This is a genomic window from Moraxella bovoculi (assembly GCF_000988745.2).
Classification (GTDB): domain Bacteria; phylum Pseudomonadota; class Gammaproteobacteria; order Pseudomonadales; family Moraxellaceae; genus Moraxella; species Moraxella bovoculi.
Window position 1 is genome coordinate 812,914 of sequence record NZ_CP011381.2, and the last position, 19,859, is coordinate 832,772.

A 19,859-nucleotide genomic window follows, 5' to 3' on the forward strand; every position below is an offset into this window, starting at 1 on the left:
CCATGAACGATACTGCGATCAGTCATTACATCACCAGTCGCATCAGGGCAAATGCCGATTGGTATGAGGGCAAGGGAATGGTTTTGCCATATCAGTACGATTCATTGGCATCTGATGTATTCCTTGTGCTGAATTTTAACAGCATGCTTGCCTTGGATGAGGGGCATACTGTGATGATGGTTGCCAATGATGGTACGCCATCAGACATCAAAGGGCTGTCTCATTGGCAGGCGACACTGTTGTCTCCTGCGATGATGTCCTTGGCAGGGCAATTTAAAGATGGGCAAAGCCCACTTGAGTTTGAGCGTTATTTTGATGAGATGGGTGAACTGCGCAGACAGTCACCTCATGAACTGCCTAATTATCTTAATCGACAACATCACGAGTTCAAGCAGGCACTGCTAAAGTCGCCACGCCTTAGCGCTTCACCAGCTGAGCTAAGCTTATTATTCATGGCGGTTCTTAGGGTATTTGATGGTGTGAGTCATGAGCTGAATGATGATTTTGAGCGGTTTGTGACGTTATTGGCTGATAGTATATATTTTGCTGACTTTGAACATAAGCCGACCATTGGCACGCCATTGATGATAAAACGAGGTGATTCTGGCGAGTTATATATCTGGTCAAATAGAGCATGGCGAGCTGAGCGCATGACGATGCATCACATTGAGCGTATCTTGGGGGCGAGAGTCGAGCAATTCGATGTGAGTGATTTGCCAAAAGGTATGAAAGCTGCACAAGAGCAGGCCGTTAAGCTGGTGAGTTGCTCGCCATTTGCCATTATCACAGGCGGACCAGGCACGGGTAAGACATATACGGTGGCTCAGATTGTGCTGGCACTGCTTCGCCAAAACCCACAAATTAACCTAGCGTTGGCAGCTCCTACAGGTAAGGCAGCTCAGCGTATGGGCGAGTCTTTACAAAAATCACTAAATGGCGCTCAAATCGATCTGCCAGAGCCAAAAACCATCCATCGACTGCTTGGTATCGGTCGTCATGGCAGTCCGCGCTACCATGAATATAATCCACTGTCCCAAGACATCATTATTATTGATGAGGCATCCATGTTGGGTGCGGAGCTGTCCTGTTCGCTGCTGGCAGCAGTCAAGACGGGTGCCAGATTGATACTGCTTGGGGATGCGCATCAGTTGTCAGCGGTGGAAGCAGGGGCGGTGCTTGCTGATCTTTGCCGTGTGGATAAGCTACAACAATCTCGTGTGCATTTATCGGAGTCAACTCGCTTTACGTCCACATCGAGTGTGGGTAAATTGGCGACGTTCATCAATGACTATAATGCAAAGGGCAGCGCCTTGCCACAGATTGAGGCGTTAATAGAGAGTGAGGTGAATTTATCATGGGTCAATTTACAGCATTATAAGGACTTTTTAGAAAAGTTAATCGAGCCTTATTCCGCATATTTTGAGCAAAGTAAAAATCTACTAAGACAAATCAACCGATACAGCGATGACCAAAAAAACAATCAAATCAAAGTGCTAATCGATGAGCTGAATCGCTATCGCATTCTCACGGCATCGCATGTCGGGGTGGCGGGCGATGTGATGATCAATGAATACATCGCCAAGAAGCATCGCGATGAACTGCGCACCTCTACATGGACGCTGCCATGGTATCATGGGCGAGTGGTGATGGTGCAGACCAACCGATATGATTTGGGCTTGTTCAATGGCGACATTGGTGTATGCATCCAAGAAAATGGCGATTTGTTCGTGTATTTTGATGGCGCGACACTCAAGAAAGTCTCTGTGAGTGTTCTGGGTGGCGAGACGGTGACAACAGCCTACGCCATGACTGTTCATAAATCGCAAGGTTCGGAGTTTAATGCAGTGGCGGTGGTTTTTGATGATTCTAACAGCCGACTGCTGTCAAAAGAGCTGATCTATACTGCTGTCACGAGAGCCAAAGACAGTGTGCAGATTTATGCCACACCTACTGCGCTAGACATCGCCATCAAAACGCCAACCGTCCGTACTACAGGACTTGGGTTGTTGCATAAATTGTGATTGGCGCTAGCTGCACTATAATTTTGATGGTGTAATTGTTTTATCTGATTTCAAACGAATGTCTGGTTTAAATTTGCATTGATCTGATTAGGATGCATTCAATTTACTGAGTCATGTCGTGATTGCGCAAAAATTCATCCACAACAGCAAACTGCCCAGCAGTGGTGTCTTTGCTGTACATCGCTTCACGAAAGGCGTTGGAGTTGGGCAAACCACCTGTGTACCAGGCGATGTGCTTACGAGCAATGCGGCAACCTGAATATTCACCATAGAATTGATATAGCTCTTCTAAGTGAGTAAGTACAATCTCGCGAAGCTCTGATATGCTAGGCGACGCAAGAAGTTCACCTGTTTGTAGGTAATGATGAATGTCACGAAAAATCCACGGCTTGCCTTGAGCGGCGCGTCCGATCATGATGGCGTCCGCGCCTGTTAGTTCATAGACGGCTTTGGCTTTTTGTGGGCTGTCGATGTCGCCATTGACGATGACAGGGATTTTGACTTGTTGTTTGACTTGCTTGATAAGGTCATAGCGTGCCTCGCCCGTATAAAAATCCTCTCTGGTGCGCCCATGGATGGCAATGGCAGCAATGCCTGCTTTCTCGGCGATGTCGGCGATTTTTAGGATATTTTCTTGACCGTTGGCGAAGCCCAGCCGAGTTTTTAGGGTGACAGGCACATCCACAGCATCTACGGCGGCCTCTAATAGCTGTCTTACCAGGATTTCATCTTGTAGTAATGCCGAACCTGCCAGTTTTTTGCAGACTTTTTTGGCAGGGCACCCCATGTTAATATCAACAATCTGCGCACCATTAGCCACCTGAAAACGAGTCGCTTCGGCAAGCTTGTCAGGTTCTGCGCCTGCGATTTGAGCAGAGATGGGCGCAATTTCACCGTCAAAATTAGCACGATAAAGTGATTTTTTGCGTGCGTATAGAGCAGTATCAGCGATGATCATTTCACTGACTGCGTGACCTGCGCCAAATGACTTGGATAGTCTTCGAAACGGATTATCAGTAACGCCTGCCATTGGGGCGACGATCAGCCGATTGGCGATGGTTTGATTGCCGATATTGAGCGGCGTTAGTAGGGGGTGTGTTGTCATTGCCAAACCTAAAGATCTAAGAAAAGGACCACCAAAATGGCGGTCCTTTTATCATTAAAGCAAAATTACTTGATTTTTGCTTCTTTGAATAGAACGTGTTGGCGAATTTTTGGATCAAATTTTTTGATTTCCATTTTGCCAGGCATGGTACGCTTGTTCTTAGTAGTGGTGTAGAAATAACCAGTACCAGCGGTAGAAACTAGTTTAATTTTATCTCTCATGATCGTGTCCTTAAAACTTAATCTAAATGGAAAAATCTAAAATTAGATTTTTTGACCTTGTGCGCGTAGGTCGGCAAGCACTTTTTCGATGCCGTGCTTGTCAATGATGCGCATACCTTTAGATGATACACGAAGACGTACGAAGCGGTTCTCAGACTCTACCCAAAAACGATGGTTGTGTAGGTTTGGTAGGAAGCGACGACGGGTTTTGTTGTTCGCGTGTGATACGTTGTTACCCATTAGCGGGCGCTTTCCAGTCACTTGACATACTCGAGACATGGTGAACTCCTAATAATACATGGCGCGGATATTGAGCGGTATCGGGTGCGCCGTTTGGACAAGGTGCCTTATAAATGGTATGGACATAGCACAAATTTGACCAAACTATAAGGTTACACCATTCTTTTTTGTTGTTAAAGGCGACAACAATCAAGAAATGGCAGAAAAATTAAAGCCCAAATTATATAGCAAATTTACTCGAATTTCAAGTAAATTCTATCTAATTTGGGATTTTTAGCATTTATTTAATAGTTGAAATCAAATGTTAAGCATTAACGAGCGGTTAGGGCGTTCTTTTGAAGTCCGATGCCTTGCCAACCATAATGCATAAAATTACGAATATTGGCATGATCAGTGCCGTCAGGATTGTCCAATACAGATTGATAATACTCAGCGAAAAGTTTTAGCGTGTCCACTTGATTCAATCCGTGCAGCTTGGCTAGGCTAAATACTTTGGCAGAACCTTCGTTGGTGCCAGCTGCATTCACAACTTCGCCATTGCTAAATTCAACAGGCGTGTAGTCATAATTGCCATCGATGAATGCCATCACGTCAGCGAATCTTAGTGCGCCTGTTTCGATGCCATTTAGCATAGCAGAGATACTCGTGGTCATGATGTCATCCTGCAATTATCGGTTGAAGTAATCATCATCATCGAATGATGGCGGTGCGAAGTTGCCTTGTTCTAGGTGGCTCATGTGTGCCTGCATAGAACGCTCATGTTGAATGCGCTGATATATCTCTTCGCGGTGAACAGCGATGTCTTTTGGGGCCTTCACACCTAGGCGAACTTGGTTGCCTTTGACACCAAGAACGGTTACGCTGACTTCATCACCAATCATTAAAGTTTCGCCAACACGGCGAGTTAGGATTAACATAAATAGCTCCTTGCACTATAAAAATAAAGTAAACTCGATTACGATATACGTTGAAATTCACTCACACAAAAATAAAAAATACCCAAGTTGCTATTATAAGGCGCGTTGGGTATTTTGTCAGCAGTTTTTAGAATGAGTTATGTAAATTTTTCTTATTAATGATTTACAACCATGCTAAAATCGTTACTATTGTTGATGGAATTTTAAGCAATTATTTGATTGAAATTCCATCGGTTGTCAGGCAATTATAGGCCAGCAACTTTACTTTCACCATCTTCACGATCTAGACCAAAAGCGGTGTGTAGTGATTTCACAGCTTTTTCTAGGTGCTGTTCTTGGATGAGTACAGAAACTTTAATCTCAGAAGTTGAGATCATTTGTAGGTTGATGTTCTCAGATGCCAGTGTGTCGAACATCTTGCTAGCAACGCCTGCGTGAGAGCGCATGCCCACACCAACAATCGATACTTTGACAACTTTATCATCGCCAACAATTTGGGTTGCACCGATGTCGTCTTTTACTTTCTCGTTTAGGATTTTTAGGGCTTTATCATAGTCGCCACGAGGTACAGTAAAGCTAAAATCAGTCACACCGTTCTCAGAGATGTTTTGGATAATCATGTCCACTTCGATGTTAGCGGCACTGATTGGGCTTAGGATGGCAGATGCAATGCCTGGGCGGTCTGGCACGCCAAGCAATACAATTTTGGCTTCATCGCGGTTAAAGGCAATGCCTGAGATTACGGCACGTTCCATATCATCTCCTTCGTCAACGGTAATTAAAGTACCGACATTTTGTTTAAATTCACCATCAAATGCACCATCAGTGCCTTCATCAAAACTTGACAGCACTCGTAAAGGCACTTTGTATTTGCCTGCAAATTCTACCGAACGAATTTGCAATACTTTTGAACCAAGAGATGCCATTTCTAGCATTTCTTCAAAAGTGATTTTTGAGAGTTTTCTGGCTTTTGAGGTAACTCGTGGGTCGGTGGTGTATACACCGTCCACATCGGTGTATATTTGGCATTCATCAGCACCGATGGCAGCGGCAATCGCAACACCTGTTGTGTCTGAACCGCCACGACCCAGTGTCGTTAAGTCATTATGTTCGTTCACACCTTGGAAACCTGCCACGATCAGAACTTTACCATCGGCAAGTTCGCGTTTTAGATTGTCAGCGTCAATGTGCTCAATGCGCGCCTTGGTATGTGTGGTGTCGGTCTTAATGGCGACTTGGCGACCAGTCATTGATTTGGCATCTAAGCCTAGGTCTTTTAGCGCCATGGCAAGTAGGGCGATAGAAACCTGTTCTCCAGTAGCAACCATTTGATCATATTCGCGTGCATCTGGATCATTGCTGATTTCATGAGCCAGAGCAATCAGTCGGTTTGTTTCACCACTCATCGCTGATACCACAACCACAACTTGATGTCCGTGGTCATGCCAGCGCTTAACTCGGGCTGCGACATTTTTGATGCGGCTGGTGTTACCCATTGAGGTGCCGCCGTATTTTTGTACGATTAACGCCATTGTGTCTGCCTTTTAATTGCTAATAGAAAACCCAAAGGTTCTCAATAAATTGTAAAAATTATAATCCAAATCATTCTTAAAATAAACTGATAAATTCATCAAAAAAAATTAATGAATCACTGTCTATTTAGTATGGTTTAATCATTCGGATGACTTTAATGTTGATGTTCTGATAATTTCAAATGATCAAAATATCGCCACAAGCTTCTGCTAGATCTGTCAGATTTTATCCATTTCTGTCAAAATCTCAACCGCTGCACGATAAGCTTCTTGGGTAGCTGGTGCGCCACAATAAGGCAAGCTGTGCAGTAGTACTTCTTGGATTTCTTCAACACTGGCGCCATTATTGATCGCGCCGCGAATATGACCCTTGAGCTCGGTTGGTGACTTCTGAGCGATCAAAAAAGCCATCGTAACCAAGGAGCGTGTTTTGTTGTCAAGTACACCGCGCTGCCAAGTAGAACCCCAAGCGTGCTCATTGATCCATTCTTGCAAAGGTGCAGTAAAGGGCGTAACATTGCTCATCGAACGCTCGACATGAGCGTCGCCCATCACAGCTCTACGCATGGCAATGCCATCATTGTAGGTATTGTTACCGTTTGACATAGAACGCTCCACTGATATATCAATTTAACTTAAATTTGCAATCAGTATGATCTACCGACATCAATAATAATTAAGCTTTTGCCATTGCCCTCATCAACCAATCCAGAATGGATCATGCTAATGTATCGCTCAAATTGGCTTTCAATGCACTTAGTACAGCACCTAGCTTATCCGACTTCTCAGCACCGCCCTGAGCATAGTCTGGCTTGCCGCCGCCTTTGCCGCTGAGCTCTGCGGCCAGATGACGAATGATATCACCTGCTTTAACTTTATCTGTCAGACCCTTGGCGACACTTGCCGCTAGTGCTAGGTCGTTCGTCTCACCCACTAGAACGATGACGGCATTATCAAGGCGTGATTTGGCAGTGTCCATCAGACCGCGAATGGCTTTACCGTCGATGCCATCAGCTTTCGTTACTAGTAGATTTACGCCATTATCAAGCTTGATTGCGCTGCTAAGTAGGCTGGCGGCTTGATAGCTGGCAAGTTTTTGCTCGGATTTCTCTAGCTGTTTCTCGAGTTCGCGACTGCGCTCACTTAGGCTGGTCACACGCGTTTCGATCTCGCCACGTTTTGCTTTGAAATTGGTGGCAAGATTGCCCAGAATAGATTCGCCTTGTTGAACGTAGCGAATCGCTCCCATGCCAGTTAGGGCTTCGATGCGGCGCACACCTGCAGCGATACCGCTTTCAGCAACGATCTTAAACAGACCGATATCACCAGTATGAACCACGTGCAAACCACCGCATAGCTCGATAGAAAACGGCGTCTTATCAGCATTCTCGCCCATGGTGAGCACGCGCACAGTCTCGCCATATTTCTCCCCGAATAGTGCCATCGCGCCTTTTTTCATGGCTTCATCGATTGGCAGATGTTCGATTTGCACAGGGCTGTTTTTTTGGATTTGTTCATTAACCATGCGCTCGATGGTTAGTAGATCTTCTTGGCTGATCGGCTTATCATGCGAGAAGTCAAAGCGCAATACCTCTGATGATACCAATGAACCTTTTTGGGCAACACCTGTGCCTAGTACAGAACGTAATGCCGCGTGTAGTAGGTGGGTTGCTGAGTGGTTCTTGGCAGATGCGCGGCGGATGTCTTCGATCACTTGAGCGTGCGCGCTTTGGTTTGGTTTGATGCTGCCCATCTTTACGGTGCCGTAGTGGATGATGGCATTGCCTGATTTTTTGGTGTTTTGCACTTCGAACACGCCTGATTCGGTGCTGATCTCGCCAAGCTCACCCACTTGACCACCGCCTTCAGCATAAAATGGCGTGGCTGACAATACGATAACGCCTTCATCACCTTCGATAAGTTCGCTGGCTTCTTTACCATCTTGATATAAACCGATGATTTGGCTGTCGTGCTGAGCCAGTCCATAGCCGACGAACTCGGTCCGGCTATCCACCTTGATGGCGGCGGTATAATCCACGTCGAATTTGCCTGCGTCACGCGCACGTTCACGCTGCTCTTGCATCAATGCTTCAAAGCCGTCTTCATCAATGTTCATGTCACGCTCACGAGCGATGTCGGCGGTTAGGTCGGTTGGGAAGCCATAAGTATCGTATAATTTAAATACGGTTTCACCTGATAATGTATCACCTGAATTAAGCTTATCAAGCTCGCCTGATAGCAGACGTAGACCTTGCGCCAGAGTTTTGGCGAATTGCTCTTCTTCTTTTAGGATGATGGCTTGAATGTGTTCTTGCTTTTTAGCCAGTTCTGGATAAGCGTCGCCCATCTCCTTGACCAGTGCAGGCACGAGCTGATAGAAGAAGTTGTCTTCTGCGCCAAGCTTATTGCCATGACGTACGGCGCGGCGAATGATGCGGCGCAGCACATAGCCACGACCTTCATTGCTTGGGCGAACGCCATCAGCGATCAAGAACGACACAGCACGGATGTGATCGGCAACAACCTTAAATGACGGCTCGTAAGTATTGGGTACGCCAATCACTTTGGCAGCAGCATCCATCAGATTAACAAAAAGATCAACTTCATAGTTGCCTTGTTTGCCTTGCATGATTGAGCTGATGCGCTCAAGACCCATGCCTGTATCGACTGAAGGCTTTGGCAGCGGCTCTAGCGTACCATCTTTTTGGCGGTCGAACTGCATGAATACGCAGTTCCATACTTCGACATAGCGGTCGCCATCTTCTTCGGGGGTGCCAGGTAGTCCGCCTTCAACGTGCTTGCCATAGTCATAAAAGATTTCACTGCTAGGGCCACAAGGGCCTGTATCGCCCATTGTCCAGAAGTTATCAGACTCGTACTGCTTGCCTTTGTCGCCGATACGAATGATGTGCGATGGATCAAGACCGATTTCTTTATGCCAGATGTCATAAGCTTCGTCATCGGTATGATAAACGGTGACGTACAATCGGTCTTTTGGCAGGGCAAGCCAATCTTCGCTGGTCAAAAATTCCCACGCGAATTTTAGGGCGTCTTGCTTGAAATAATCACCAAAAGAAAAGTTGCCGAGCATCTCAAAAAACGTATGATGGCGAGCGGTGTAGCCAACGTTGTCAAGGTCGTTATGTTTACCACCTGCGCGAACACATTTTTGGGAAGTGACGGCGCGGTTGTAGTCACGTTTTTCAAGACCTAAGAAAGTATCTTTGAATTGGTTCATGCCTGCGTTGGTGAACAGCAGGGTGGGATCGTTATGAGGGATGAGTGATGAGGAGTCAACGTGCGTGTGATTTTTGGTATTAAAAAAATCAACAAAAGCTTGGCGTACTTCGTTTAGTTGTAGGGTCTTTTTGAGATGAGTCATAATAAATCCTTGGCAAAAAATGGCAAATAAATCGTGCTTTTTAAAAGTTTTTGGCTCTTTTGATTAATAAATCTGCAATTAGATTGTTACTAAGCTTAAAATCACTAAGCGTCATAACAAACGTCTAATTTTAGCATAAACCACGTCAAATTAAAGCGAATTTTCTCCAAAATCACGCACCATTTAACGAAAATTTATGAATTTTTTAAATTAACAAAAATTTTAGGGATTTTTTGTGAAAAACACTTAACATTTGTGCAAAAAAGGTGTATAAATAACATATCAATTTTATTCCGTAACTTTTTTGGGGAATTGCCATGAATATTCCATTATTCACAGCCATGTTATCGATTGCGTCTACCGTTGCGATTGGTGTATTGATGATTGTTGCTTTCGTGACAGGCTATGACAGCAGTAAGTTTATCATTGGTTCGGTGATTGTGGGCATATTGATTAGCTTGCCGATCGCCTTGGCTGTCACCAAAAAAATTAGTGCGCTAACAGGTGCGCCAGACAGAGCGCCTAAAGCGTAATTTAGTTAAGATTTTCATCTAAAAATATAAAAACACGGTTCTGTATGACCGTGTTTTTTGTTGTTAAAAATAGGTGAAAAGTAAGCAAAAAATGACGATCATGTGACCGTCATTTTTTATGGGATTATTTCAAATAATCCTTCAATGCCTTCGCCTGCTCATCAGCATTGCCGATATAGGTTGCTGGGGTCAGTTCAGCCAAGCGTGCACGCTCATCGGCAGGAACAGCTACCAGCTCATCACCATTGACAAATCCCACCATCATCTCACGAGTCATCGCTTGTCCGCGAGTCAGTGCTTTTAGTTTCTCGTATGGCTTTTCGACGTTGTAGCGTCTCATTACGGTTTGGATAGGTTCTGCCAGCACTTCTTGCGCTTGGTCCAGATCCTCAGCCAGTCGGGCTTCGTTAATTTCAAGTTTGCCAATGCCTTTTAAGCATGCTTCAAAAGCAATCAGACTCTGAGCAAAACCCACACCCATGTTACGAAGGACAGTCGAGTCAGTCAAGTCACGCTGCCAACGTGAGATAGGCAGCTTCTCGCCGAGATGAGCAAGAACTGCGTTGGCGATGCCAAGGTTGCCTTCTGAGTTTTCAAAATCAATCGGATTTACTTTGTGTGGCATGGTAGATGAACCAACTTCACCGTCTTTTAGCTTTTGTTTAAAATAGCCCAGCGAGATATAGCCCCACACATCACGGTTAAAGTCAACCAAGATGGTGTTAAAACGACGCAGTGCATCGAACAGTTCCGCCATGTAGTCGTGCGGCTCAATCTGTGTGGTATAAGGGTTAAAGGTTAAATCTAGACTCTCAACAAAACCTTGAGAGTGCTTCGCCCAGTTGATGCTTGGATAGGCGGACAGGTGAGCGTTATAGTTACCAACGGCGCCGTTGATTTTGCCAAGCAGTTCTACATTCTTGAACTGCTTTAATTGGCGGTGCAAGCGATATGCCACGTTTGCCATTTCTTTACCTAGCGTGGTAGGGCTTGCCGTCTGACCATGTGTGCGTGACAGCATCGGCGTGGCAGCGTAAGTGTCTGCCAGCTTGGCGATTTCATCGATGATGGTTTGCATCGATTCAGCTAAGATATCACGACCTGATTTTAGCATAAGGGCGTGCGATAGGTTATTGATGTCTTCAGACGTACAAGCGAAATGGATAAATTCGCCAGCATCTTTAAGTTCATCAATGTCAGCAATCTGCTCTTTTAAGAAATATTCCACCGCCTTAACGTCGTGGTTAGTGGTGCGCTCAATTTCCTTGATGCGCAGGGCGTTATCTTCGTTAAAATTCGCCACAATCGCATCTAGCTTGTCATTGGTAGCCTTGCTAAATGGTGCGATCTCGCTGATCTCTGGGTGATTGGCAAGGGCTTGTAGCCAGCGGATCTCAACAGTGACACGAGCGTGAATCAGTCCAAATTCAGACAAAAAAGGGCGAAGAGCATCGCATTTAGATGCATAACGACCGTCAAGGGGGGATAGGGCGGTTAGGGCGGATAACGACATGGAATTTCCTTAATGTTGGGTAGGGGTAAGAGTTGGGTGATTATATCAAATTGTCAGATTTATTTAAACCATCAAAGCGCACGATTATAACGGGTTAATAAAAAGGAGCCATCAAGGCTCTTTGTAATGTTTAATTGATTTGGGCGTTGGTTGTTTGTATCACGCCCCCACCAAGACACACGTCATCAATATAAAACACGACAGACTGCCCTGCGGTAACGGCTCGCTGTGGCTCATCAAAGACCACACGCACGCCTGTATCGGTGGCAAAAACGGTGCAAGTTTGGTCGGGTTGGCGATAGCGGGTTTTGGCGGTGCATTTTAGTCCGTTGTCATGGATTTGGGGTGGCTCGCCTGTTACCCAGTCCAATTTATAAGCGTTAAGTTTAGTGGATTGTAGCCAAGGGTGGTCATGCCCTTGCCCGACTATTAGGCGGTTATTTACCAAATCTTTGTGCAAGACAAACCACGGCTCTTCGGGGCGGTTTGTCACGCCACCAATGCCAATGCCCCCGCGTTGCCCAAGCGTGTAGTACATGAGTCCGTCATGCGTGCCAATTTTTATGCCATCATCGGTATAAATGTCGCCTTGTTTGGCAGGCAGGTAGGTTTGTAAAAAGTCTTTGAATTTACGCTCACCAATAAAGCAAATGCCTGTTGAGTCCTTTTTCTTGGCGGTGGCAAGCTCGTATTTTTCGGCGATTGCCCTAACTTCACTTTTTTCAAGTTCGCCCACGGGGAATAAGGTTTTGGTGATTTTGTCGCCCCCTACTGCGTGCAAAAAATAGCTTTGGTCTTTGTTATTATCCAGCCCACGAAGTAGGCTTGCCTTGCCATGCGTCTCAAAACTTCGGCGGGTATAATGCCCTGTGGCGATGTAGTCCGCCCCAAGTGTCAAGGCATGGTCCAAAAAGGCTTTGAATTTGACTTCTTTGTTGCACAAAATATCAGGGTTTGGTGTGCGACCTGCTTTGTATTCTTCCAAAAAATGCTCAAAGACATTGTCCCAATACTCCGCCGAAAAGTTGGCGGTGTGGAGCGTTATGCCCACTTTGTCGGCAACGGCTTGGGCGTCCGCTAGGTCGGTCATGGCGGTGCAGTATTCGGTGCCGTCATCTTCTTCCCAGTTTTTCATGAATAAGCCTTCAACATCAAAGCCTGCTTCTTTTAGCAGGACTGCTGACACTGAGCTGTCCACGCCGCCAGACATACCTACAATGACTTTGATTTGATTGGGATTTTTGTTGTGAAATTGGGCGACATCGGACAGACGGTAGGGGGTGGTGTTCATGTTGTTATCTTACTAAATTAAATTTGCCATTATATGGGGTTTTGGGATTTATTTTCAAGGTGTTGGGCGTGTTGATGAAGGCATTTTTTGGTGATATACTATAAAGTAAATATGCAAGGAGCTAAGCATGTGCATTGCCCATATTCGTAAATCCGACAAAGCCATTCAATCGCTTCAAACGCATTTAATTGAGACTTCCCAAATCGCTCGTGTATTAGCAGGTAAATTGAATTTATCGCAAGCGGGTGAATTATTGGGTCTTATGCATGATTTTGGTAAATATTCACAAGATTTTCAAGAATATATTCGGGCAATGACAGGTATAGATGTTGATATAGACAATGATTATGTTCTGCCCAATGGCAAGAAGATTGATCATTCTACCGCAGGGGCTCAGTGGGTTTATCAAAATTTACGTCAATTCGATACCAAAAATGGCATTGGTGAATTAATTGGGCAAATACTTGGTTTGTGTATTGCGTCTCATCATGGATTGGGGTTGATAGATTGTTTAACGCCTGACGGTGAATTAAATTGGAAACGCCGTTTTGATAAATCAGATGAATTAACGCATTTATCCGAATGTCAATCAAAAGCCGATACAGAAATTTTACAAAAAGCCCATGCTTTGGTTAATGACAATCTTATCAAAGAATGCCTAAAATTTATTTTACCAATTTTTAAAAATACTGATATTAAAAATAACTCAAAAATCCAAGAATTTTATTTAGGATGTTTTGCTCGGTTTTTATTTAGTTGTTTGATTGATGCTGACCGTATCAATAGTGCAGATTTTGAGCGTGAACACCAAAAATCTTTACGCCGTTTTGATGAAAAACCCAATTGGCAACAAGCCATTGATTTATTAGAAACACATTTGGCAAATTTTACCATCCAATATCCCATTGATAAAATTCGCCAAGACATCTCGGAGACTTGCCTATCCCGTGCCAATGACTCACAAGGCATTTACACCCTAACCGTACCCACAGGCGGAGGCAAGACTTTAGCCAGTCTGCGTTATGCACTTCATCACGCCAAAAAACACAATCTCGACCGCATTATCTACATCATTCCTTATACCTCTATTATCGACCAAAACGCCAAAACCGTGCGTGATATTTTGGGTGATGATTGGGTATTAGAACATCACTGTAACATCGAACCTGACAAACAAAACTGGCAAGACAAACTGTTGTCCGAAAATTGGGATAAACCTATTGTGTTTACCACAATGGTGCAATTTTTGGATGCATGGTTTGGTGCTGGTACTCGGGGCGTGCGCCATGTTCACGCCATGACAAATAGCGTGTTGATTTTTGATGAAATCCAAACTTTGCCGATTAAATGTGTGCATTTATTTTGCAATGCATTAAATTGGCTCAATCAATTTGGCAAAAGCAGTGCCATTTTATGCACGGCAACCCAGCCTTTATTACATCAATTAAAAAATTCACAGTTAGGGCAAATCAAATTATCAGACAATCATGAACTTATGGGCTTGGATAATTTAAATCAATTATTTGATGATTTATCACGAGTACAGATAACTTATCATCCAAAAGTCGGCGGTTATGACATAGATGATGCAGGTGATTTTTTATTAAAGCAATTTAATCTAACTCCAAGCTGTCTATTTATTGTCAATACCAAGCAATGGGCAAAAGACTTATATCAATATTGTCAAAAAAATAATGTCCCAAAAGAAGCCCTATTTCATCTAAGCACCAATCAATGCTCGACTCATCGCAGGGCTATTTTTGATAATATCAAACACCGCCTAAAAAATAACGAACCTGTTATTTGTATCAGTACTCAGCTTATTGAAGCGGGTGTGGATATTTCTTTTGCGTGTGTCATTCGGGCATTAGGCGGATTAGATAGCATTGCCCAAGCTGGCGGTCGCTGTAATCGTCATGGCGAAAAACAAAATAAAGGGCAAGTTTTTGTTTTAAATTTAAAAGAGCCGAGTTTTGAAAAAGTATTGCCCGATATTTATCAAGGGCAATTATGTGGCGAAAGGGTATTGCGTGAATTTGACGATCAAGATATTTTACAACCCAATGCTATGAATCAATATTTTAATTATTATTTTTATAATCGAAGTGATGAGATGCGTTATGACATCAAAGATAAAAATCAAACATTGGGCAATTTATTAGATTGGTTGTCAGACAATAGCCAAAATATTTATACACCAAAAAATAACAAACGCACCAAACCATTTCCGCTACTCATGCAATCTTTTAAAAGTGCAGGACAGTTTTTTAATGTCATTGATGCACCCACTCGTGCTGTTATTGTGCCTTATAATAAAGGAAAAGAGATTATCGCTCAATTATGCGGTGCGTGGAATCCCAAACAAATGTATCAGGCATTGTCAGATGCTCAGCAATATAGCGTGAATGTATTCCCCAATGTATTTAAAAAGCTTATGGATAATCGCGCCATTTATGAAGTTCAAGCAGGTTTGGGTATTTATTATTTGGACGATAAATATCATGATGACAATTATGGGTTGTCGCTTGATGAAACAGGCGAGATGACTTTTTATAATCTTTAAAACGCAATAAAAAAGGTATGATATGACTAATTGCAATACATTTAAAAGTGAGCTGTTTAGCTTACGAGTATGGGGTAGGCAAGCGTTATTCACCGACCCCATTACCAAGATTGGCGGTGAGAAATTTACCTACCAAGTACCCACTTATGAAGCCATAAAAGGCATTTTAAAAAGCGTGTATTGGAAGCCTACAATCATTTGGCATATAGATAAAATTCGTGTCATCAAACCCATTCGCACCCAAAGCAAATCTACCAAACCCCAAGACTGGAATGGCGGTAATACGCTTGCCATTTATACATTTTTGCAAGATGTGGAATATCAGGTGCAGGCGTATTTTACTTGGAATGAGAATTGGGACGAGTTAAAAGATGACCGCAATGCAGGCAAGCACACCGCCATTACCAAGCGAATGCTAGAACGTGGCGGACGACAAGACATCTTTTTGGGAACTCGAGACTGTCAAGGGTATGTTGAGCCGTGTGAGTTTGGGGCGGGGCAAGGGTTTTATGATGAGATTGATAATTTGGACTTTGGGCTGATGTTTCATAGCTTTGGCTATCCTGAGGAGACGGGCAAACATGAGCTTGTCAGCCGTTTTTGGCAAGCGAATATGGCGTATGGCGTGATTGATTTCCCAAGTGTTAATGATAATGTGCTAAAAACTCGCTTTATCCGTGAGATGAAACCTGAAAAGCCCTTTAAGCGTGGTGAGAATGTCAAGCCCGTGGAGAGTGAGGCTGGGGAGCTTGATGTATGAGCTGGATACAAAAACTTTATCGGACTTATGAGGCGGTCTCATCAAAATCATCTGATGATGATACGCCCTTGACACCCATTGGGCATACTCAGCAAACCGCCCATATTGTCATTACTATCAATGGCAATGGTGATTTTTTGACAGCAAGTGTCATGCCCGCCAAAACCGCCATTATGCTACCTGCTACCGAATCATCAGAAAACCGCACCAGTGGCGAAGCCCCACACTCATTGGCGGACAAATTACAATACGTCGCCCAAGATTATCCAGTGTTTGGCGGTAATAAAAAAGCCTATTTTGACGGCTATTTGGCACAGCTAAAAGCGTGGTGTGACAGTCCTTTTGCTCACCCAAAAGTCCAAGCGGTGCTAAATTATGTCAAAAAAGGCAAGGTTGTTTCTGATTTGGTGCAAGCAGGCGTGTTGCCCGTGAATGCACAAGGCAAAGTTCTTAGCAAATGGGACGAATCAAGCGAAGCTCCTGCTATTTTTTCGGTATTGACAAAAACCAAAGGCGAGATTGAATTTGGGTCGGCTTTGGTGTGTTGGCGTGTTGAAGTGGCAGGCGATGTCCAAGCGGATACTTGGACGGACAGCGACATTTGGCAATCTTGGGCAGAATATTTGTCGTCTGCAGACAGTGAGCAGGGTTTTTGTTTGGTAAAAGGCGAGATGCTTGCCATTGCAACCATGCACCCTGCCAAGTTGCGACATACGGGCGACAAAGCCAAACTCATCTCATCGAACGACACGGCAGGTTATACCTATCGTGGGCGGTTTGTCTTGGCAGAAGAATCGGCAAGTATCTCGGCTGACGTGTCGGCGAAGGCACACAGTGCATTACGCTGGCTCATCGCCAGACAAGGCATTCGTAATGGTGAGCAGGTAACGGTTGCTTGGGCGGTTGGCAGACAAGAGGTGCCGTCGCCTTTGTTGGATTATTTTAGTCAAATTGATGTTGATGATATTGACGCTCTTGATATTACTGCTGATGAGACACCGCAAGATGCTAAGCAAAATACTCAGCAAGATGTTCAGCAAAACTTATCAAGCAATAAAGACTGGTCGGCAGACTTTGGGCGTAAAGCGTCTTATTTTATCAAGAAAAAATTGCACGGTTATCAAGCCAGATTGGCCGAACATGAGCAAATTTCTCTGCTCATGCTTGATTCTGCGACCCCCGGTCGTATGGCATTGACTTATTATCAAGAATTTTTGCCCAGTGATTATTTTGCCAATTTGGATGCTTGGATAGATGATTTTTGTTGGTATCAACGCCACAGCATCGAAAACCCCAATGTCAAAAAATCTGATAAAAAACGAACGCTTTGGGCAGTCGTTCCACCTTCGCCTTTTGTGATTGGGCAGGCGGTCTATGGCGTGTCATTAAGCGACAATCTAAAAAAACAGCTCTATGCTCGCCTGTTGCCTGTGATTGCAGGCGGTCAAAACGTGCCAATCCCTTATGATTTGGTGCAAAAAAGTTTTCAGGTTGCCTGCAATCCCAACGGCTGTGAAAATTGGGAATGGCAACGCAATATCGGGGTTGCTTGTGCTTTATATAAAGGCTGGCGAGCCCGTCATCACGATTTATCACAACGGAGAATTTATGACATGAATTTAGACAAAGAAAATCGTTCACGAGATTATTTATTCGGTCGGCTGTTGGCAGTGGCAGAAGCCCTAGAAAGTAAAGCCTTGCAAATTGCGGATGAGAACCGCTCAACCAATGCCGAACGCTATATGCAACGCTTTGCCACAAGACCGCTTAGTACATGGCTTCAAATTGAGCTGGGGCTTGACTCCTACAAAAATCGCTTGCGTAATAACCGCTACATGGGCTTTTTGAAAAACCGTGAAAAAGAGATTGATGAAATCGTCTTTGCCCTAAACAACCTAGACGGCGACAAAACTTGGCTAGATAAGCCATTGGACGGCGAATTTTTACTTGGCTATCACAGCCAAAAAATGGCATATCGCACCAAATCTGCCCAAACTGACCAAACCAATCAAGACAACGAAACCGAATAATCCCAACAGGAGTATCTTATGAGCTTAACCAAAAAAATTGATTTTGCCCTTATCATTCAAGTGCAAAACGCCAACCCCAATGGCGACCCACTAAACGGCAACCGCCCACGCACCGATTTTCAGGGCTTTGGCGAGATGACTGATGTCTGCCTAAAACGCAAAATCCGAGACCGTTTGCAGGACGCTGGCGAGAGCATTTTTGTGCAATCCGATGAGAAAAAGACAGACGGCATGACAAGCCTTGCCAATCGTGCCAAAGATAAAGAAGTTGGCTTGGGGGCGGACGCATTTAACGCCAAAAAATCAAGTCGTGATGAAACCGCCAAAAAAGCCTGTGAGAAATGGTTTGATGTGAGAAGTTTTGGGCAAGTGTTCGCCTTTGGCAAAAGCGATGAAGGTTCGGGTGTATCCATTGCTGTGCGTGGACCTGTGAGCATTCAGTCGGCATTTAGCGTTGAGCCTGTTAGCGTAACCAGCACCCAAATCACCAAAAGCGTGAGTGGCGAGGGCGACGGCACCAAAAAAGCGTCCGATACCATGGGCATGAAACACCGTGTGGATAAGGGCGTGTATGTGGCGTTTGGGGCGATGTCGCCACAGCTTGCCGAGCGGACGGGATTTAGTGATGACGATGCCCAAAAAATCAAAGACGTGCTTGTCAAGCTCTTTGAAGGCGATGCGTCATCGGCTCGCCCCGAGGGGTCTATGCAAGTTGTCAAACTCATCTGGTGGGAGCATAACTGCAAAGCAGGACAATACTCATCGGCAAAAGTACACGCCAGCCTAAGCGTAAAGGCAGACGGCAGTTATGAGCTAAACAACCTAGCAGGGCTAAAACCAGAAGAAATTGATGGATTCTGATAAACGCCTTATCTTGCTCTCCGCCCTGCAACATTACGCCTTTTGCCCGCGTCAATGCGCCTTGATTCACAATGAACAAGCATGGGCGGAGAATTATCTGACCGCACAAGGCAAACTGCTCCATGAGCGGGTGGATGGCGGTGAGCGTGAAACTCGTCAAGGCACCCGTTTTGAGCGAAGTGTACGCGTCTTATCGAATACGCTCGGGATATCAGGCGTGCTTGACATGGTGGAGGTATCCAAAAATGGCGACATGCACCCTGTTGAATATAAGCACGGCAAGCCCAAGCCTACCGACATGGATAAGATTCAGCTTTGCTCGCAAGCGATGTGTCTAGAAGAGATGACAGGGCGGACAGTGGCAAGTGGCTCGCTGTGGTATGGCAAAACCCGTCATCGCTTGGCGGTGGTCTTTGATGATGAACTGCGTGCAAAAACGCTGGCGACCATTGACAGCGTTCGCACCATACTCCAAAGCGGACAAACGCCATTGCCAATTTATGACAAACGCTGTAAGGCGTGTTCACTTATGGATATTTGTGAACCAAAAGTGTTTGGGAAAGATAAGTCGGTGGGGTATGTGGCTGAGATTTTCATATAAAAAATATTCAAAGAAGATTTTTGTTGAATGATGTAATTTTCTGGTGTAGAATAATTATTTATACTGGTTCAAGAAGTATGCTCGTAAAAACGGTCATGATGAACTTATTAAGTTATGATGGCTTTTTAGCTCTTTGATTTGGTTCAAAGGAGTAGAAAAATCTAGGACTGTATGCTTTTGAACTGCTATTAGTAAATTCTAGCTTAGGATATTTTATGAGTAAAATCCAAAAATCACATAAAAACTGTTTGATTCACCTTGAGAAAAAAGCAAATGGTATTTTTTCTTT

At 44.4% G+C, this 19,859-nt stretch carries 16 protein-coding genes and 1 pseudogene; 7 read left to right on the forward strand and 10 right to left on the reverse strand.

All coding sequences use genetic code 11. The features are described 5' to 3' along the window. The first annotated feature begins 2 nt into the window (after positions 1 to 2). Positions 3 to 2,021: an exodeoxyribonuclease V subunit alpha gene (recD, locus tag AAX10_RS03680; RefSeq protein WP_046699864.1), complete on the forward strand. Its 2,019-nt coding sequence runs from the start codon at positions 3 to 5 to the stop codon at positions 2,019 to 2,021. Between the two features lie 103 nt (positions 2,022 to 2,124). On the opposite strand, the gene dusB is transcribed toward recD, so the two are convergent. From dusB to alaS, 8 genes and pseudogenes are all read right to left on the reverse strand, one after another. Next, positions 2,125 to 3,126 carry a tRNA dihydrouridine synthase DusB gene (dusB, locus tag AAX10_RS03685; protein ID WP_046699865.1) on the reverse strand — a complete coding sequence of 334 codons (1,002 nt, stop codon included), beginning with the start codon at positions 3,124 to 3,126 and terminating at the stop codon, positions 2,125 to 2,127. 65 nt (positions 3,127 to 3,191) lie between these two features. Then, entirely contained in the window at positions 3,192 to 3,347 is a 156-nt protein-coding gene (gene rpmG, locus AAX10_RS03690; RefSeq protein WP_003659281.1) for a 50S ribosomal protein L33, read from the reverse strand. 42 nt (positions 3,348 to 3,389) lie between these two features. Further along, the gene (rpmB, locus tag AAX10_RS03695; RefSeq protein WP_046699866.1) at positions 3,390 to 3,626 is read right to left on the reverse strand and encodes a 50S ribosomal protein L28; all 237 of its coding nucleotides are present in this window, start codon (positions 3,624 to 3,626) and stop codon (positions 3,390 to 3,392) included. Between the two features lie 272 nt (positions 3,627 to 3,898). Continuing rightward, positions 3,899 to 4,240, reverse strand: coding sequence for a HopJ type III effector protein (locus AAX10_RS03700; RefSeq protein ID WP_046699867.1), 342 nt, complete (start codon positions 4,238 to 4,240; stop codon positions 3,899 to 3,901). 96 nt (positions 4,241 to 4,336) lie between these two features. Next, a pseudogene (gene csrA / locus AAX10_RS03705) lies at positions 4,337 to 4,504 on the reverse strand (carbon storage regulator CsrA); the annotation flags it as partial. Between the two features lie 245 nt (positions 4,505 to 4,749). Beyond that, the gene (locus AAX10_RS03710) at positions 4,750 to 6,036 is read right to left on the reverse strand and encodes an aspartate kinase (RefSeq protein WP_036362165.1); all 1,287 of its coding nucleotides are present in this window, start codon (positions 6,034 to 6,036) and stop codon (positions 4,750 to 4,752) included. A gap of 219 nt (positions 6,037 to 6,255) precedes the next feature. Next, positions 6,256 to 6,642 carry a carboxymuconolactone decarboxylase family protein gene (locus AAX10_RS03715; protein ID WP_046699868.1) on the reverse strand — a complete coding sequence of 129 codons (387 nt, stop codon included), beginning with the start codon at positions 6,640 to 6,642 and terminating at the stop codon, positions 6,256 to 6,258. 112 nt (positions 6,643 to 6,754) lie between these two features. Continuing rightward, positions 6,755 to 9,418 (reverse strand): alanine--tRNA ligase, encoded by a 2,664-nt coding sequence (alaS, locus tag AAX10_RS03720; RefSeq protein WP_046699869.1) that lies wholly within the window; start codon positions 9,416 to 9,418, stop codon positions 6,755 to 6,757. A gap of 317 nt (positions 9,419 to 9,735) precedes the next feature. On the opposite strand from alaS, the gene AAX10_RS03725 reads away from it, so the two are divergent. Continuing rightward, a complete protein-coding gene (locus AAX10_RS03725) occupies positions 9,736 to 9,951 on the forward strand; it encodes a hypothetical protein (RefSeq protein WP_036362172.1) in 216 nt (71 codons plus the stop codon). A 124-nt stretch (positions 9,952 to 10,075) separates the two neighbouring features. Here AAX10_RS03725 and purB read toward each other — a convergent pair whose 3' ends face one another. Continuing rightward, positions 10,076 to 11,464 (reverse strand): adenylosuccinate lyase, encoded by a 1,389-nt coding sequence (purB, locus tag AAX10_RS03730; RefSeq protein WP_046699870.1) that lies wholly within the window; start codon positions 11,462 to 11,464, stop codon positions 10,076 to 10,078. A 130-nt stretch (positions 11,465 to 11,594) separates the two neighbouring features. Beyond that, positions 11,595 to 12,755, reverse strand: coding sequence for a tRNA 2-thiouridine(34) synthase MnmA (mnmA, locus tag AAX10_RS03735; RefSeq protein ID WP_046699871.1), 1,161 nt, complete (start codon positions 12,753 to 12,755; stop codon positions 11,595 to 11,597). 127 nt (positions 12,756 to 12,882) lie between these two features. Between mnmA and AAX10_RS03740 the strand changes: the two genes are divergently transcribed. The 5 genes from AAX10_RS03740 to cas4 are packed head-to-tail and all read left to right on the forward strand — an operon-like array spanning position 12,883 to position 19,570. Then, a complete protein-coding gene (locus tag AAX10_RS03740) occupies positions 12,883 to 15,318 on the forward strand; it encodes a CRISPR-associated helicase/endonuclease Cas3 (RefSeq protein ID WP_036362182.1) in 2,436 nt (811 codons plus the stop codon). 22 nt (positions 15,319 to 15,340) lie between these two features. Continuing rightward, positions 15,341 to 16,078, forward strand: coding sequence for a type I-C CRISPR-associated protein Cas5c (gene cas5c, locus AAX10_RS03745; protein ID WP_046699872.1), 738 nt, complete (start codon positions 15,341 to 15,343; stop codon positions 16,076 to 16,078). Continuing rightward, positions 16,075 to 18,108: a type I-C CRISPR-associated protein Cas8c/Csd1 gene (cas8c, locus tag AAX10_RS03750; protein WP_046699873.1), complete on the forward strand. Its 2,034-nt coding sequence runs from the start codon at positions 16,075 to 16,077 to the stop codon at positions 18,106 to 18,108. The genes cas5c and cas8c overlap by 4 nt, the downstream gene beginning before the upstream one ends. A gap of 18 nt (positions 18,109 to 18,126) precedes the next feature. Beyond that, entirely contained in the window at positions 18,127 to 18,969 is an 843-nt protein-coding gene (cas7c, locus tag AAX10_RS03755; protein ID WP_080947021.1) for a type I-C CRISPR-associated protein Cas7/Csd2, read from the forward strand. After that, positions 18,959 to 19,570 carry a CRISPR-associated protein Cas4 gene (gene cas4 / locus AAX10_RS03760; protein ID WP_080947022.1) on the forward strand — a complete coding sequence of 204 codons (612 nt, stop codon included), beginning with the start codon at positions 18,959 to 18,961 and terminating at the stop codon, positions 19,568 to 19,570. Before cas7c ends, cas4 begins: the two co-directional genes overlap by 11 nt. The last annotated feature ends 289 nt before the right edge of the window (positions 19,571 to 19,859 follow it).